At 71.6% G+C, this 16,826-nt stretch carries 12 protein-coding genes; 2 read left to right on the top strand and 10 right to left on the bottom strand.

The annotated features are described in order from the left end of the window. Window positions 1-33 precede the first annotated feature (33 nt). From ACYVGQ_RS13270 to ACYVGQ_RS13235, 8 genes are all read right to left on the bottom strand, one after another. Entirely contained in the window at window positions 34-810 is a 777-nt protein-coding gene (locus tag ACYVGQ_RS13270; protein WP_460785115.1) for a hypothetical protein, read from the bottom strand. A 58-nt stretch (window positions 811-868) separates the two neighbouring features. After that, window positions 869-2,683 (bottom strand): ABC transporter ATP-binding protein, encoded by a 1,815-nt coding sequence (locus ACYVGQ_RS13265; protein WP_460785114.1) that lies wholly within the window; start codon window positions 2,681-2,683, stop codon window positions 869-871. Next, complete coding sequence (locus tag ACYVGQ_RS13260; RefSeq protein WP_460785113.1) at window positions 2,680-4,572, bottom strand: ABC transporter ATP-binding protein; 1,893 nt, start codon at window positions 4,570-4,572, stop codon at window positions 2,680-2,682. The genes ACYVGQ_RS13265 and ACYVGQ_RS13260 overlap by 4 nt, the downstream gene beginning before the upstream one ends. 379 nt (window positions 4,573-4,951) lie before the next feature. Next, on the bottom strand, window positions 4,952-5,443 hold the full coding sequence (locus ACYVGQ_RS13255; protein ID WP_460785112.1) for a methylated-DNA--[protein]-cysteine S-methyltransferase: 492 nt from the start codon (window positions 5,441-5,443) through the stop codon (window positions 4,952-4,954). Beyond that, window positions 5,440-6,987, bottom strand: coding sequence for an Ada metal-binding domain-containing protein (locus ACYVGQ_RS13250; protein ID WP_460785111.1), 1,548 nt, complete (start codon window positions 6,985-6,987; stop codon window positions 5,440-5,442). The genes ACYVGQ_RS13255 and ACYVGQ_RS13250 overlap by 4 nt, the downstream gene beginning before the upstream one ends. 81 nt (window positions 6,988-7,068) lie before the next feature. Beyond that, window positions 7,069-8,517, bottom strand: a complete 1,449-nt coding sequence (locus ACYVGQ_RS13245) for an aldehyde dehydrogenase family protein (protein ID WP_460785110.1) — start codon at window positions 8,515-8,517, stop codon at window positions 7,069-7,071. Continuing rightward, complete coding sequence (locus ACYVGQ_RS13240) at window positions 8,514-9,695, bottom strand: acyl-CoA dehydrogenase family protein (RefSeq protein ID WP_460785109.1); 1,182 nt, start codon at window positions 9,693-9,695, stop codon at window positions 8,514-8,516. The genes ACYVGQ_RS13245 and ACYVGQ_RS13240 overlap by 4 nt, the downstream gene beginning before the upstream one ends. Continuing rightward, window positions 9,692-11,017, bottom strand: coding sequence for an aminotransferase class III-fold pyridoxal phosphate-dependent enzyme (locus ACYVGQ_RS13235; protein ID WP_460785108.1), 1,326 nt, complete (start codon window positions 11,015-11,017; stop codon window positions 9,692-9,694). Before ACYVGQ_RS13235 ends, ACYVGQ_RS13240 begins: the two co-directional genes overlap by 4 nt. Window positions 11,018-11,107: 90 nt before the next feature. On the opposite strand from ACYVGQ_RS13235, the gene ACYVGQ_RS13230 reads away from it, so the two are divergent. Continuing rightward, a complete protein-coding gene (locus tag ACYVGQ_RS13230) occupies window positions 11,108-12,460 on the top strand; it encodes a PucR family transcriptional regulator ligand-binding domain-containing protein (RefSeq protein WP_460785107.1) in 1,353 nt (450 codons plus the stop codon). Here the strand turns inward: ACYVGQ_RS13230 and ACYVGQ_RS13225 are convergent. Next, the gene (locus ACYVGQ_RS13225) at window positions 12,457-13,611 is read right to left on the bottom strand and encodes a CaiB/BaiF CoA transferase family protein (protein ID WP_460785106.1); all 1,155 of its coding nucleotides are present in this window, start codon (window positions 13,609-13,611) and stop codon (window positions 12,457-12,459) included. The genes ACYVGQ_RS13230 and ACYVGQ_RS13225 overlap by 4 nt on opposite strands. After that, window positions 13,608-14,630 carry a LacI family DNA-binding transcriptional regulator gene (locus tag ACYVGQ_RS13220; RefSeq protein WP_460785105.1) on the bottom strand — a complete coding sequence of 341 codons (1,023 nt, stop codon included), beginning with the start codon at window positions 14,628-14,630 and terminating at the stop codon, window positions 13,608-13,610. The genes ACYVGQ_RS13225 and ACYVGQ_RS13220 overlap by 4 nt, the downstream gene beginning before the upstream one ends. 140 nt (window positions 14,631-14,770) lie before the next feature. On the opposite strand from ACYVGQ_RS13220, the gene ACYVGQ_RS13215 reads away from it, so the two are divergent. Continuing rightward, the gene (locus ACYVGQ_RS13215) at window positions 14,771-16,798 is read left to right on the top strand and encodes a primary-amine oxidase (RefSeq protein WP_460785104.1); all 2,028 of its coding nucleotides are present in this window, start codon (window positions 14,771-14,773) and stop codon (window positions 16,796-16,798) included. The last annotated feature ends 28 nt before the right edge of the window (window positions 16,799-16,826 follow it).

Genomic DNA, 16,826 nt, shown 5'->3' with positions numbered 1-16,826 from the left:
ACCGAGACCCCGTCGCCTTCCCATCCGGCCCTGTCAGCGCTGGGTGCGGTCCCTCCAGGCTGCGATGGCGGACGCCGCGGCGGCGGCCGCCCGGTCGATGACGTCCGCGGACAGGGCGATGACCTGCTGTGCGGCGTCCTGCCATGGCGCAGGGTCCGCCTTCTCCCCTGCGGCGATTCTGGCGGCGCGCTCGGCATCGGCGAAGGCGCCCTGCAGCCGCTCGACGGCGTGGCGGTACGCGGTGTACTCCTGCGGGGTCGCGCCGTCCGCGGAAGGACGGGAGCCCTGCGCGCCTTCGAGGGCGGTGAGGAAGGCGGCGGTCGAAGGGACGTGCGCATCGCTCATCGTCGGATAGGCGATCTGCTTCGCCGGATCCGTCTCGTACTGCATCCAGCGGACCAGCACGGTGTCGTGCTCGGCGCGCAGGCGCGCCAGCGGCGTCGACTCGGAGCGCGACGGGATCGCCGCGCGCTCCGCCGCCACGCGGGCGCGGAGATGCCGAACGGTCGCAGCGGCCGCCTTCGCCTCCCGCTGCGCCGCCTGCAGGGCGCGCCTGGCCCTGCTCACCTCCTCGGCGCCGGCGCGGGATGCAGCGCGCTCCGCCGCGAGCCTGGCCGCCTCGGTGCGCGCGACGCGGACGAGCTGCTGCTTCGCGGTCGCCTCCGAGACGGCATCCCGCAGCTCGAGATTCGCCGCGTCGTAACCGAGGCGTCGCTCGGCTCCTCTCCGTCTCACCGCCCACACCCCCGCCGCACCGGCGCCCGCCGCGGCGGGGACGACCCACCAGAAATCGAGCAGCACCGGATCCATGCCCCTCATGCTAACCGGGGGCGGATGCCACGGCATCCGCCCCCCGGTCGGCTCGGACTCAGACCAGCGTCTCCTGCCAGGCCGCGTGCAGCTGCGCGAACTTGCCCGTGCCGCCGATGAGGGCGGCGGGGGTGTCGTCCTCGATGATGCGGCCGTGCTCCATGACGAGCACCCGGTCGGCGATCGCGACCGTCGACAGGCGGTGCGCGATGATGATCGCCGTGCGATCGGCGAGGAGCGTCTGCAGCGCATCCTGGATGAGTCGCTCGCTGGGGATGTCCAGCGACGCCGTCGCCTCGTCGAGGATGAGGACCGCGGGGTCCGCGAGGAAGGCCCTGGCGAAGGAGATCAGCTGGCGCTGCCCCGCCGACACCCTCCCCCCGCGCTTGTTCACGTCCGTGCTGTACCCGTCGGGCAGCGACTCGATGAACCCGTCGGCCCCGACGGCCACGGCGGCTGCGCGGATCTCCTCGAGCGTCGCATCCGGACGGCCGAGCGCGATGTTGTCCGCGACGGTCCCGCTGAACAGGTACGCCTCCTGGGTGACCATCACGATCGCACGGCGCAGATCCTTGGGGTGCAGCGAGCGCAGATCGATGCCGTCCAGCGTCACCGTCCCCTTCGAAGGGTCGTAGAACCGCGAGATGAGCTTCGCGAGCGTCGACTTGCCCGCCCCCGTCGTGCCGACCAGCGCGATCGTCTGACCGGCCGGGATGTCGAGCGAGAAGTTGGGCAGGATCGTCTTCTCGTCCGAGTACCCGAAGGTGACCTCGTCGAAGGAGATGTGCCCGCGCGACTCCCATAGGTCGACCGGCTTCTCGGGGTCCGGCACCGTCGGGATCTCCTCCAGGACGCCGGACACCTTCTCCAGGGCGGCCGTGGCCGACTGGTAGGAGTTCAGGAACATCGCGATCTCCTGCATGGGCGCGAAGAAGTTGCGCACGTACAGCACGGCCGACAGCAGCACGCCGACCGTCAGCGCGCCGTCGGAGACGCGGATGCCTCCCCAGAGCACGACCGCGCCGAGCGTGAGCGCGGCGACCCCCATGAGCCCGGGCTCGAAGGTGCCGAAGAGCAGCATCGAGCGGCGGTTGATGTCGCGGTAGTCGCCGGCGAGGCGCTGGAAGGTCGCGTCGTTGCGCGGCTCCTTGCGGAACGACTTCACGGCGCGGATGCCGGTCATCGTCTCGACGAACTGCACGATCACCTTCGCGCTGATGACCCGCGACTCGCGGAACACGACCTGGGAGCGCGCGTAGAACCAGCGCATCAGCAGGAACAGCGGCACGAGGGCGACGACCAGGATGATGCCGGACTGCCAGTCCCACACGACGAGGGCGATGAACGTGAACGCGCCGTACAGCACGCCGGACACGAGGTTGTTCAGCCCGCCGTCGAGGAGCTCGCGGATCGAGTCCAGGTCGCTCGTCTGACGCGAGATGATGCGACCGGACGTGTACGACTCGTGGAACTCCAGGCTCAGGCGCTGCGTGTGCAGGAAGATGCGCTTGCGCAGATCGAGCAGCACGGCCTGGGTGATCCTGGCCGCGATGAGGACGTACCAGGCGATCAGCACCGATGCCACGGCGCCGGCGACGAGGTAGATCAGGCCGATCGCGAACGTCGGCATCCAGTCGGCGCGCTCCAGCACCGCGGGCAGCGCGGTGTCGAGGCCGATGCTGATGAGGATCGGACCGGCGACCTGCAGCGCCGTCGAGATCACCAGCACGACCGCGGCGACGACGATCTGCCGGCGCAGCGGGCGCACGAGAGAGCCGAGCAGTCTCAGCGATCGCCTGCGGATCGCGCGGCTCTCCTCGCGCGTCAGGTTCGAGCGGTCCTCGTCACGGGTCCCTGCGACGGTGGAGCTCATGCCTGCACCTCCTCGTCCTCGACGGCATCCGCACGGTCTGCGGATGCGCTCCTCCCCGCGGATGCATCCACGATGATGGGGATCGCACCGGTGCGCGCGGCCTCCTCCGCCTCGAGGCTGGAGATGACGTGGCGGTAGTGCGCGCTGGTGCGCAGCAGCTCGGAGTGCGTCCCGACCGCCGTGACGCGGCCGGCCTCGAGGAGCGCGACGCGGTCGGCGAGCGCGACCGTCGATGGACGGTGCGCGACGATCAGGGCCGTCGTCTCGGCGAGCACATGGCGCAGCGCCTCCTCGACGAGCGCCTCGGTGTCGACGTCGAGGGCCGACAGCGGGTCGTCCAGCACGAGCACCTTCGGGTTCGCCGCGACGGAGCGGGCCAGGGCGAGGCGCTGGCGCTGGCCGCCGGACAGGCTCAGCCCCTCCTCACCGATCACCGTCTCGACGCCGTCCGGCAGGGAGTCGACGAATCCGGCCTGTGCGACGTCGAGCGCCTCGCGCAGGACACGCTCCGCCTCGGGGCTGTGGATGTCCAGATCCGCACGACCGAGCAGCACGTTCTCCCGCACGGATGCCGAGAAGAGCGTGGCGTCCTCGAACGCCATGGCGACGTGCTGGCGCAGCTCCGCGAGCGGCAGGTCGCGCACATCGACGCCGTCCAGCGTCACCCTGCCGCCCGTGACGTCGTACAGTCGGGCGGGGAGTGTCGTGAGCGTCGTCTTGCCGGAGCCGGTGAGGCCGACCAGGGCCATGGTCTCCCCCGGCCGCAGGACGAGGTCGATGCCGTCCAGGAGGTCGCGCTCCGCGGCGCCGGCGTCCTGGTACCGGAAGTGCGCGCTCTCGAACGCGAGCTCTCCCCGAGGCTCCGCGATGTGCACGGGGTTCTCGGGATCGGTGATGGTGTTCGTCTCGGAGAAGATCTCGAAGACGCGGTCCGTGGCCGTTCGCGCATCGAGCAGGAAGGAGAACAGGAAGCCGATCGACTCGATCGGCCAGCGCAGGACGGTCGCCATGGCGAAGAAGGCGAACAGCTCCGGCAGGGTGATCGCGCCCTGCGAGATCAGCCAGATCCCTGTCATCAGGCTCAGGCCGAAGGCGATCTGCGGCATGAGGTCGAGCCAGAACCAGATCGACGCGACCGCGCCGGCCTTGCTCATCTCGGTCTCACGGAGCGTCTCTGCCTGCCGGCTGAAGCGGCTGAGGGCGTGCTTGCCGCGGCCGAAGGCCTTGAGCACGCGGATGCCGTGCACGCTCTCCTCGACACTCGTGGCGAGATCGCCGGCCTGATCCTGGCTGCGCCGGGTCAGGGCGCCGTAGCGCTTCTCGAAGAGGTAGCCGCGGATCCACAGCGGGATCGCCGTCACGAGGAAGATCGTGCCGAGGAGCCAGTGCCAGCGGAACAGCAGCACGGAGCCGATGATGATCGTGAGGATGTTCACGACGAGCAGGATCATGCCGAAGGCGAGCCACCGGCGGATGAGGTTGATGTCCTGCATCATGCGGCTCAGCAGCTGCCCCGACTGCCAGCGGTCGTGGAAGGCGACCGGCAGGGTCTGCAGGCGCGCGTACAGGTCGGCGCGCATGCGGTATTCGACCTCGGTGGCGGGGTTGAGCACGAACTGGCGGCGCAGCCACACCATGAGGGCCTCGCCGAGGGCGAGCCCCAGCACGCCGAGGGCGCCCCAGACGATCGCGGAGATCACGCCGGAGTCGATGGGCCCGTTCGCCGCGAGGAGCTGCTCCAGGACGATGGGGATCGTCAGCGCGATGAGCGCGGCGGCGAGGGCGCTCATCGCACCGCCGACGAGACGCCAGGCGACCGGCTTGACGAAGGGCTTGAGCCGCCAGAGGGCGGCGGGGGTGGACAGGGACGAGGAGGGCGTGGCAGACATGACTCTCAGGGGGTGCGAGGCGAGGACGATGACGAGGCGATGGCCGACGGCGGAGCCGCGGCGGCGAGAGACGGATGCGGGGAAGGGGACTACCCGCGGGAGGTCGCCACGCGGATGCCCGGAGCGGAGACCTGTGCGACGGTGATCGAGATCATGGTGTCCTCCTCGGGATCGGCGGCGCCGGCCGGTCGGCGCGACAGCCCTCCAGCCTATTTCTTCTCGCCGGTGGAGTGCAAGATCTTCTTCCTGCCGCGACCGGACTTGTTCCTCCTGTGGCCGCACCGATCTCGAGCCGGTTCCCTGTATGGTCGTCTTTCGGGCCGCGAGGCGCCCACACGAGGAACCTCCCCGGCGCGAGGGGGTGAGGGCGGAGCGGGGATCAGCGCGCGGACTCGCGCGCCAGGAGGGACTCCTTCACGTCGAGTCCCCAGGCGAAGCCGCCGAGCGTACCGTCGGTGCGCAGCACGCGGTGGCAGGGCACGAACAGCGCCGGCGCGTTGCGCGCGCAGATGGACGCCGCCGCCCGCACGGCCCTGGGCTCGCCCAGCGCCGCGGCGAAGGCGGTGTACGTCAGCGGCCGCCCCGGCACGATGCCCCGCAGCGCCGCCCAGCCGCGCTGCTGCAGGGGCGTGCCGAACTGCACGACGGGAACATCGTCGATGGCCGTCACATCGCCGGCATAGTAGGCGGTGACGGCCGCCGCGGCATCCGTCTCCCCCTCGCGCAGGTCGGCGGGTCGGTGCCTCCCGGCGAGCCGGCCGAGGATCGCCTCCCTGTCGGCTGTCCAGCCGGACGACAGCACGCGCTGCGCGTCGTCCACGAGGATCGTGAACGCCCCGTCCGGGGTGTCGATGGTCTGGATGATGCTCATGCCGATGTTCCCTTCCGTTCGTGAGAACGTGCAGATGTCGTGGTCGCGGGTTTCTTCGAGAGCGTTCGCGTGCTCGCGCGGACGGCGGACGCACGCCAGAGATGGGCGCTCAGATAGCTGCGCCAGGGAGCGGCGCGCCCTGCCCAGGCGGCGAGCGGAACAGCGTCTGCCGGGATTCCGAGAGCCGCCGCGCCGGTGCGGACGGCGACGTCGCCGGGAAGGAGGACATCGGGATCGCCGAGCACGCGCATCCGCACGTAGTCCGCCGTCCACGGCCCGATGCCCGGCATGGCGAGCAGCGCCTCGCGCTGGGACGCCGAGTCGTCGCCGACCGTGAGCGGCAGCGACCCGTCGGCGAGCGCCGCGGCGGCTCCCGTGATCGCGCGGATGCGCGCTGCGGGCCCTCGGAGCACCTCGTTCCCGCGTTCCGCGATCGCCGCCATCGTGGGGAAGAGCAGAGCGGTCTCGTCCTCAGGGGCGCCGAGTCCTTCGAACGGCCGCTCCCCCAGGGCGACGGCGAGCGCCGTGAGCGCCGTGCGCGCCGAGGAGACCGTGATCTGCTGACCCACCATCGCGCGGATGAGCATCTCGTGCGGGTCGGCCGCTCCCGGCATGCGGATGCCCGGCGTGGTCGCGACGGCGGCGGCGAGCTCGGCATGGGATCCGAGAGCGGCATCCACCGCGACCGGGTCCGCGTCCAGGTCGAACAGCCGGCGCGCCGTCGTCACCAGCGGGGCCAGGTCGCCGAGCCTGGTCACCCTGGCGCGCAGGCGCAGTCGCCCGGACTCGAGGCGGATCTCGAACCAGACCGGTCCTCCCGGCATGCGCAGATACCGGGAGAAGGACGTCGCGGTGATGCGCTCGACGCCGGGAAGCGCGCGAGCGGCCATCCAGGCCAGAAGACCGGCGGCATCCAGCGGCTCGCGGTGCGGCAGCAGCAGGTCGATCTCCCCGGGGACGACGGTCCCGTCCCTGTGCCGCCGGCCGCGCAGCTCGGTCGGCGACATCCCGAAGACCTCGCGGATCGTCTCGCCGGCCTGTCGGATGCTGGCGAACCCGGCCGAGAACGCGACGTCGGCGACCGGGAGGTCCGTGCCGACGAGGAGCATCCGGGCCGTGTGCGCCCGGTGGGCGCGGGCGAGAGCGAGCGGCCCGGCGCCGAGCTCCTCGGTCAGCAGCCGGGTCAGATGCCTGCGGGAGTAGCCGAGCCGCCGGGCGAGGCCGGGAACGCCCTCGCGCTCGACGACGCCGTCCGCGATGAGGCGCATGGCCCTGGCGGCCGTGTCCCCGCGCAGATCCCAGTGCGGGGACCCGGGAGCCGCCTCCGGCAGGCAGCGCTTGCAGGCGCGGTAGCCGGCCTCGTGAGCGGCGGCGCTGGTCGGGTAGAACGTGACGTTCTCGGGCTTCGGCGTGCGCGCCGGGCAGCTCGGGCGGCAGTAGATCCCTGTGGAGCGGACCGCGGTCACGAACTGCCCGTCGAAGCGCGTGTCCCGCGCATCGATCGCGCGGTACCGCTCGTCGAAGCTCATCGCGGGGAGGACCATGCCTCCACTCTGACACGCTCGCACGCACCTGGCACGCGGAAATCGGACACGGCGGTGGAGCGCGCCGCGCGTCGCGCGATGTCAGCCCTTGAGGTACACCGTCGCGGTCTCGGTGAAGAACTCCCTGGCGACCGCGCCCTGCTCCTTCGGGCCGAGCGCGCTCGCTCCGCTGCCGCCGAACGGTACATGCAGATCGGCCCCGGCGGAGGCAGAGTTGATATGCACGACGCCGACGCGGATGTCCTCGATCGCGCTCAGCGCCTTTCCGAGATCGGTGGTGAACACGGCCGTGGAGAGCCCGTACTCACTGTCGTTGACGAGCGCGATCCCCTCCGCTGCCGACGACACGCGGCGCACGCCGACCACGGGGCCGAACAGCTCCTCGTTCCACAGTTCCCCGGGAGCGGCGTCGGAGAGCTCGAAGACCGACGGGGGCACGAAGTAGCCCTCGGCGAGCGGCCCAGCGCCGTACGGCTCCGGTGCGACGACCGGTCGGGCGTAGGAGTGCGCCCGGCCCAGCGCCGCGACGACGCGATCCCGGGCGTTCCCGTCGACGACCGGCCCGAGCTCGACGTGCGGATCCTGCGCATCGCCGACCGGGATCGCCCGCGTCCGTGCGGCCAGGAGCCGCAGGAAGTCGTCGGCGACGGCCTCGTGCACGATCACGCGCGATGTCGCCGTGCACTTCTGGCCGGCGGCGCGGAAGGCGCCGACGGCCACCTGCTCGACGGCCACGTCGAGATCGGCGTCGTCGAGCACGAGCGCGGCGTTCTTCCCGCCCATCTCCCCCTGGAACGGCACGCCCCGCGCGGCGAGCTGCGCGGCGACGATCCGACCGACCCTGGTGGAGCCGGTGAACGTGACCGCATCCACGTCCGGATGGGCGACGACGGCCTCTCCCACCTCGGCGGCGCCGTTGACGAGATTCAGGACGCCGCGGGGCAGCCCCGCCTCCTCGAGCGCCTGCGCGAACCGCATCGCCAGCACGGGGACGGGCGCCGCCGCCTTCCAGACCACGGTGTTGCCCCAGACGAGCGCCGGCGCGAGCTTCCACGCCGGGATCGAGATCGGGAAGTTGAACGGCGTGAGGGCGCCGATCACGCCGACCGGACGGCGCACCACGAGGATGCGCTCCCCCGGCGTGGGCGATTCGAAGACGCCGCCGCTCGCGCGCTCCACCTCCTGGGCGTGGAAGCGGAGGATGCTCGCGGAGTGCCCGGTCTCGGCGACGGCCTCGGCGATCGTCTTGCCCTCCTCGCGCGCCAGCTCTCGTCCCCACTCCTCACGATGGGCGTCGATGACGTCGGCCGCCCGCAGCAGGACGGCCGCGCGCGAGCGCGCCGGGGTCCGCCGCCATCCGTCGAAGGCGGCTCGAGCGGCGGCGTAGGCGCGATCGACGTCATCGGGGGACGCACCGCGCCCCTCGGCGACGACATCGTCGGGGCGGCTGGGATTGACGTCCACCAGCGCGGTGCCGGAGCCGGGCACCCAGGCGCCGTCGATGAAGTGGCGCAGTGCGGTGACGGTCATGATGCTCCTTCGGTGGTGGTGCGGAAGGCGGGAATGCCGGTGATGTGCGCGCCGAGCACGAGGGTGTGGACCTCGTCGGTGCCCTCATAGGTGCGCACGGACTCGAGATTCGCGGCGTGCCGGAGGGGCGAGTACTCGCCGGAGACGCCGTTGCCGCCCAGGATGGTGCGCGCCTCGCGTGCGATCGCGATCGCCGCCCTGGTGTTGCTGAGCTTGGCGACCGAGATCTGATGAGGCTGCAGCCTCCCGGCGTCCTTCAGACGACCGAGGCGCAGTGCGAGCAGCTGGGCCTTCTCGATCTCGACGGCCATGTCGACGAGCTTCTGCTGCGTCAGCTGGAATCCGGCGATCGGCTGGTTGAACTGCAGCCGGCTCTTCGAGTACGACAGCGCGGTCGCATAGCTGTCCCGCGCCGCTCCGATCACGCCCCAGCCGATGCCGTAGCGCGCCTCGTTCAGGCACGAGAACGGCGCGCGCAGCCCTCGCGCCTGCGGAAGGCTCGCACTCGCGGGCAGACGCACATCCGTGAGTGCGATGTCGCATTGGATCGACGCGCGCATCGACAGCTTGGGGGCGATCGGCGTCGCGACGAACCCCTCGGCGTCGGTCGGCACGATGAATCCGCGCACCCCTTCATCGGTCTGCGCCCAGATGATCGCGATCTGCGCGATGGACGCGAGCCCGATCCAGCGCTTGGCGCCGTTCAGCACCCATCCGTCGCCGTCTCGCCGGGCGAAGGTCGTCATGCTGGACGGGTCGGAGCCGGAGTTGGGCTCGGTGAGACCGAAGCATCCGATCACCTCGCCGCGCGCCATCCTCGGGAGCCACGTCTGCTTCTGCTCCTCGCTGCCGTGCTTGTGGATCGCGCTCATGGCGAGCGATCCCTGCACCGAGACGAACGTGCGCAGCCCCGAGTCGCCTGCTTCCAGCTCGAGCGCCGCGAGGCCGTACTCCACGGCGCTGCGTCCGGCGCAGCCGTACCCGGAGAGGTGCATGCCGAGGACTCCGAGGTCGGCGAGGTCGGGCACGAGATCGATCGGGAACACCGCGCGGTCGTACCAGTCGGCGATGTTGGGGCGGATGCGGGCGTCGACGAAAGCACGCACCCGGTCGCGCGTCGCGCGCTCCTCGGCGGTGAGGAGATCGTCGAAGTCGAGCAGATCGGGAACGGCGGTCATGCGGCGGCCTCCTCGGCGGCGGCGGCGCGGATGGCCGCGGTGAGGATCTCGAGCCCCGCGCTCAGCGCGTCCGGGTCGATCACCAGCGGGGGAAGCAGGCGGATGACGTTGCCGTGGGTGCCGCACGTCAGCGTCAGGACGCCGGCGGCATGGCAGGCGGCCGAGATGCGCTGTGCGAGATCGGGACGAGGGACGAGCGTCCCCGGCTCGGCGAACTCGATCGCCATCATCGCCCCGCGTCCGCGGACGTCGACGACGGTCTCGATCTCGGCCAGCACCGGTTCGAGGTGGCGTCGGATCGTGGCCTCGATCCCGGCGACGCGCGGCAGCAGCCCGGGATCGTCGAGGACGTCGAAGACCGCCAGCGCCGCGGCGCACGCCAGCGGGTTGCCGGCGTACGTGCCGCCGAGTCCGCCGGCATGGGCGGCGTCCATGATGTCGGCCCGGCCGGTCACCGCGCTCAGCGGCAGACCGCCCCCGAGCGCCTTCGCCGTCAGCGTGATGTCTGCGGCGATGCCCTCGTGCTCGCTCGCGAACAGCCGACCCGTGCGTCCGAGGCCCGTCTGGATCTCGTCGACGATGAGGACGATGCCGTACGCGTCGGCGATGCGGCGGAGCCCGGCGAGGAATCCGGGCGCCGGCACGACGAAGCCGCCCTCGCCCTGGATGGGCTCGACGACGAGAGCGGCGAAGACATCCCCTCCGTGCCGGGCGATGAGTCGCTCGATCTCGAGGAGAGCCTCGTCCGCCCCCGCACCGCGGAGCGGGTTCGCGTTCGGGGCGCGGACGACATCGGCAGGGAACGGTCCGAACGAGGTCCTGTAGGGGTGCTCCTTGGCGGTCATCGCCATGGTCAGCAGGGACCGGCCGTGGTACGCCTCGTCGATCACGAGCACGCCGGGCCGGCCGGTGTACGCCCTGGCGATCTTCACCGCGTTCTCGACGGCCTCGGCTCCGGTGCTGAACAGCCCGGTGCGCTTCTCGAAGTCGCCGGGCGTGCGGGCGTTGAGCCATTCCGCCACGCGCACGAAGCCCTCGTACTCCGTGACCATGAAGCAGGTGTGGGTGAACAGCTCCAGCTGCGCGGCCACGTTCTCCCTGACGCGCGCGTTGGCGGCGCCCACGCTCGTCACCGCGATGCCGGAGGCGAAGTCGATGAGCGTGTTGCCGTCGACGTCCTCCAGGGTCGACTCCCCGGCGCGCGCGATGAACACCGGCAAGGTGACGCCGAAGCCGGCGGCCACGGCCTGCGATCGCTGAGCGTGCAGCTCGCGGGAGCGCGGGCCGGGGATCTCGGTGACGAGGCGGGGTGCGTAGGTCATGAGCACGAGGCTAGACGGGTCGCGTCCCGCAGGCCCTGGCCGTCCTGCCTAACGTTGCATCCTCTGCTGTGCATATCGCACACTGGAGCGATGGTGTCCCTCGGCGAGATCGTCCGCTCCGCGCGCACGGCCCTGCGACCGCTCGTCCCGTTCGACGCGGCGCGGGAGATCAGCGCGGTCCACGTGTCGGAGCTGCGGGACCCCGGACGCTACCTGGACGGCGGAGAGCTGCTCCTCACCACCGGCATCCCGCTCACCGGCCGAGCCGAGGACGCCGGCTACGTCGCGCGGATCGCGGCGCATGGCGCCGGGGCGCTCGGCATCGGTCTCGGCGAGGGCTGGGACGACGTGCCCGCCGGTCTCGTCGAGCACTGCCGGCACGCCGGGCTCCCGCTGTTCGTCGTACCGGACGGCGCGCCCTTCCTCGATGTGTCCCGAGCCTTCTGGGCGATCTCCGGCCGCGACGAGCAGGACGCCGCGCTGCGCACCGCCCACGCGCACACCCGGCTCGCGCAGGCCGCCGCCGGCCCGGAACCCCTCGCGGCCGTCACGCGGCTCATGGCGCAGGCCATCGGCGGCTGGGCCGCATGGGTGCCGTTGGAGACCTCCGCGCCCGCCGCCCTGCTGCACCCTCCGTCGGCGGGCGGCCTGCTCGGCAGCGTCGCAGAGGACGTCGAGCGTTCCCTCGGCCGATCCGGCGTGGCGGCAGCCTCGTTCGTCTCTCAGGGGTCGACCGTGATCGCGCACGCCGTGTCGGACGGCGTCGTCACGCGCGGCGCCCTCGCCCTGGGCGCTGCGCGTCCGTTCGCCCGCGCCGACCGTCAGCTCGCGCTCACCGCCGTGACGCTGCTGCGTCTCGTCCTCGGGAGACCGGATTCCGATGGCGAGCCGGCGCGATGGGTGACCGAGCTCGCGCTGGATGGTCAGCCCGATGCCGCCCGCGCCCTCGGCCGCACGGCGGGGATGCCGGTGCCCGACACCGTTCGCGTGCTGGTGGATCCCGACGATGCCGCCCGCTCCGCTTCCGCGCTCGTCGCCGAACGGGACGGCGTGCGCCTGCGGCTGGTCGCCGCGTCCGCGGAGCCCGTGCTCGCGCGGGGCGTCGTCGGCATCCCGACGCCCCTCGACGCCGTCCCCGCCGCCGCGGGTCGTGTCCTCGCACTGTGGCGTGCGAACGGCGTCGCCGGGTCGGCGATCGAGCAGCCGGTCCGCGCCGAGGCCTGGATACGGAGGCTGGCCGCGGGCGGGCCCGGGATCCTGGCGACGGTCCGTGCGTATCTCCGGCATCACCACCACGCCGAGCGCGCGGCGCGCGAGCTCGGCGTGCACCGCAACACCGTGCGACCGCGGATCGCCGCAGCGGAGAGCCTGCTGAGCGTGTCCCTCGAGGATCCGGACGTATCGGCGGAGCTGTGGCTCGCGCTGCGGCGGCTGGAGTCCTAGCCGGCTGATCCGTCCAGCCATGCACGGACGGTCTCGTCGTGCTCGCCGAGCCGCGGCGGGGCGCCGGCGGGCTCGGGAATGGCAGGAGTCCACGAGATCGGCGGACGGATCTGGCGGGACCGGCGCCCGTCCGCGCCGACGGCCTCCCGCACCGGCTCCAGTCCCAGCCGCTCGGCGAGTGCGATCCCGTCGCCGATCGTGTTGACCTCGCCGGCCGCGACGCCCGCGCGGTTCAGGCGCGCCGACCAGGCCCCGGCGGTATCCGCCGCGAGCGCGCTCTCGAGCACGCGCACCAGCTCCTCCCGGTGCGCGACGCGATCGGAGTTGCGCCGGAAGCGTGGATCCTCCGCGACCTCAGGGCTCCCCAGCTCGGCGGCCATCTTCACGAACTGCGCGTCGTTGCCGCATGCCACGGCGAGGGGGCCGTCGGCGCAGTGCAGCACCTCATAGGGCGCAATCGACGGATGCCGGTTGCCCAGACGCCCGGGCTCGACGCCGGCACCGAGGTGCGCGGACATCTGATTGACCAGCGCCGCCTGCAGGCTGGAGAGCAGGTTCACGTCGATGCGCGAGCCCCGCCCTGAGCTCTCTCTCCGGCGAAGCGCCGCGAGTATGCCGATCACGGCGTCCTTCCCGGTGAGCACGTCCACCAGCGCGACTCCGGCCTTGACCGCCTCGCCATCGCGCTCCCCCGTGATGTGCATGAGCCCGCCCACGGCCTGCGCGACGAAGTCGTATCCGGGCAGCGACGCGCCGTCGCCGAGCCCGAACCCGCTCACCGACGCGTACACCAGCCCGGGATGACGTGCCGAGAGCGTGTCCCAGTCGAAGCCCATCCGGGCGAAGAGACCGGGGCGGAAGTTCTCGATCACCACATCGCTGCGGGCGATGATCGCGTGCGCGCGCGCTCTGTCCGACGGATCCGTGAGGTCGAGCGCCACGGACTCCTTCCCGCGGTTCGCCGACTCGAAGTACGTCGTCATGCCGGATTCGGCATACGGCGGCCCCCAGGCGCGCGTGTCGTCGCCGCTGCCCGGCCGCTCGATCTTGATCACCCTGGCTCCGAGGTCGGCGAGCGTCATGGTGGCCAGCGGACCCGCGAGCACGCGGGAGAAATCGGCGACGACGACGCCGTCCAGCGGAGCGGTCACGGCGCCGCCACCCGCAGTGCGTGCGCGGTCGACTCGCGAGCGACGACGGCGATGGGGAACTCCACGTCGGTGCCGTGCTCCGCGCGCCCCTCGATGAGGTCGATGAGGAGCTCGGAGCACGCGACGCCGGACTCCCGCGGGCGCAGATCGATCGAGGTGATCGACGGTGTCAGGAACGGCAGCGACGGGTGGTCGACGCACGACACCACGGTGATGTCCTCGCCGACGACCCGGCCATGCCGGCCCAGCACTGCGGCGACCTCGATGGCGCTGGAGTCCGGGGCGCAGATGATCACGTCGGTCTCCGGATGCTCGACGAGCAGCCGCTCCGTCGCCTCCCGCACCGCACGCCAGGGCGCCTCGAACGCGATCGGCGCGATGACCGGTGCGAGGCCTCGTACGGCGCACCCGGTGCGATAGCCGGCGACGAGCTGCCGGGACCAGTCCGTCGCGTCCGGGGCGACGAGCAGGGCGGGATGCCGGGCCTCGGTGACGTCGATCTCGTCGAGCAGCCGCAGCATGCCGGTCTCGTGCGACGACCACACCACCCCGTCCGCCGCTCCCGAGACGTCCTCGGGCAGGTGCTCCTGAGTCACGATCGGGATGCCGGACTCCAGCAGGGCGGGCAGGCCGGGGTCCCCGGAGAGCGGGTCGCCGATGATGAGCCCGTCCGCGCGGATCGGACGCGACCGGCCGGAGGAGATCGAGGGGCTGACGATCGTCACGTCGATGTCGTGGGAGGCCGCGCTCGTGACGATCCCGAACGTGAAGGCCATGTAGTACGACGACCGGGAGACGACCTCGGGGAGCACGATCCCGATCGTGCCGACGGAGCCGCCGCGCAGATGACGCGCCGCGGGGTTCGCCGAGTATCCGAGCTCCGCCGCGGCGGCGAGGACCGCCTCCCTGGTGGCGGTGGACACCCGCCCCGTGCCGCTGAGCGCATCCGACGCGGTCGTCTTCCCCACGCCGGCGCGCCGAGCGACATCGACCAATCGGGCACGTCTGGGCTCTTGCATGCGGCCGATTCTAACCACACACAGACACTCGTAACGACACGGAAACAATCCGGGTCTTGCGGCGAAACACGCTTTTCGCATACCTTTGCCGGAACGTTCCGGCATTGTGACGTCCCGGATCAGACTTCTACGGAGATCTCATGAACTGCAGCTGTTCCCCTTCCGCCCACGTACAGCGCTCCTTCCAGCTGGGCGACGGCTCGGGGGCGCCGTACGCGACGCTGTCCGCTGCGGAGCTGGAGCGCGTCGCCGAGATCCTCCGCGCGCACGGCGCGCTCTCGGCCTCGCACCGCATCGCCTACATCGGGCTCGACGAGCCCGACCGGCGCCTCGTCACGGCGGGGCATCCGGTCCCCCGCCGCGCCAGGGTCCAGCTGCTCGACGTCGACAGCTCTTGCGCCCGTGCGATCTCGGTCGACATCGACGACGGGACGATCTCCCGCGACGAGGAGATCGATCCCGAGACCGAGGGGCAGGTGCCTCTGCTGCAGGAGGAGCACGGGATCATCCGCGAGCTCCTCGTCGCGGACCCGCGCTGGGCGGCGGCGCTCGCCGAACGCGGCATCGACGATCCGAGCACCGTGGCGCTCGCCGGCCTCTCCGCCGGCCGCTATCCGATCGAGGGCGAGAGCGGTCGCCGACTCGCACGCGTCCTCGGACACCACCAGCCCACCCCGCAGACCGTGCCATGGGCCCACCCCATCGACGGTCTCGTCGCCTACGTCGACCTCGGCGCCCGCGCTGTCGTCGACGTCATCGACACCGGCGTGATGCCGATCCCGCAGGAGAGCGCCGACTACCACGTCCCCGGCGCCTTCGGACCGGAGCGCACGACGCAGAAGCCGATCGAGATCCGGCAGCCGGAGGGTCCGAGCTTCTCCTTCGAGGGCGACGTCGTCTCGTGGGAGAAGTGGTCGCTGCGCATCGGATACGACATGCGCGAGGGTCTGATCCTGCACGCCGTCGGCTTCGAGGACGACGGTCGCATCCGTCCGATCGTGCATCGCGCATCGATCGCCGAGATGCTGGTCCCCTACGGCGACCCCGGCCCGGTGCGGTTCTGGCAGAACTACTTCGACACGGGAGAGTACCTGCTGGGCCGTCTCGTGAACTCGCTCGAGCTCGGCTGCGACTGCGTCGGCGACATCACCTACGTGGACGTGCCGATCGCCGATGCGAGAGGGGACGTGAAGGTGCTGCCGAACGCCATCTGCATCCACGAAGAGGACGCCGGCGTCCTGTGGAAGCACACGGAGCAGTTCACCGGATCGAGCGACGTGCGCCGCCAGCGACGTCTCGTCGTGTCGTTCTTCGTCACCGTGGGCAACTACGACTACGGCTTCTACTGGTATCTCTATCTCGACGGGAAGATCGAGTTCGAGGCCAAGGCCACCGGCCTCGTGTTCACCGCGGCGTACGACGAGCGCACCGCCCGATTCGCCAGCGAGCTCGCTCCCGGTCTCGCCGCGCCGTATCACCAGCACCTGTTCTGCGCGCGGCTGGACATGGCCGTCGACGAGGGCGGCGCCGTCGTCGACGAGGTCGATGCGCGCACAGTCGCCGTCGACGAGGACAACCCGTACGGCACCGCGATCGGCTTCACGGCGACGCGGCTGCGCAGCGAGCGGGAAGCGCGCCGCAGGGCGGACAGCTCCGTCGACCGCACCTGGCGGGTCAGCAGCGCGAATGCCAGGAATCGCCTCGGCCGACCGGTCTCCTACGTGCTCGCCCCGGAGGGCAAGCCGGTGCTGCTCGCCCGGCCGGACTCCGTCATCGCCTCCCGAGCGCGCTTCGCGACCGCCGATCTGTGGGTCACCGCCTACGACCCAGAGGAACGCTACCCCGCCGGCGACGTCGTCAACCAGAGCGCACCCGAGCAGGGGCTGCCGGCCTTCGTCGCCGACAATGCATCGCTCGACGGCGCCGACCTGGTGCTCTGGCACACGTTCGGGCTCACCCACTTCCCGCGCACCGAGGACTGGCCGATCATGCCCGTCGACTCGTGCGGGTTCACCCTCAAGCCGCACGACTTCTTCGACCGGAACCCGACCCTCGACGTTCCGGCCTCCCCCACCGCATGCGCCTGCGCTCACGAGGACCCAGGCGCTGCCCGCTCCGAGCACCATCTGCATCACCTCTCCGTCCGCCCGTCGTCGGACCACGACTGATCCACGCGTCGTCCGGCATCCCGAAGGG

The organism is Microbacterium tumbae (assembly GCF_054780175.1).
The sequence above is the reverse complement of the archived record's forward strand: the minus strand, read 5'-3'. Positions and strand labels throughout refer to the sequence as shown.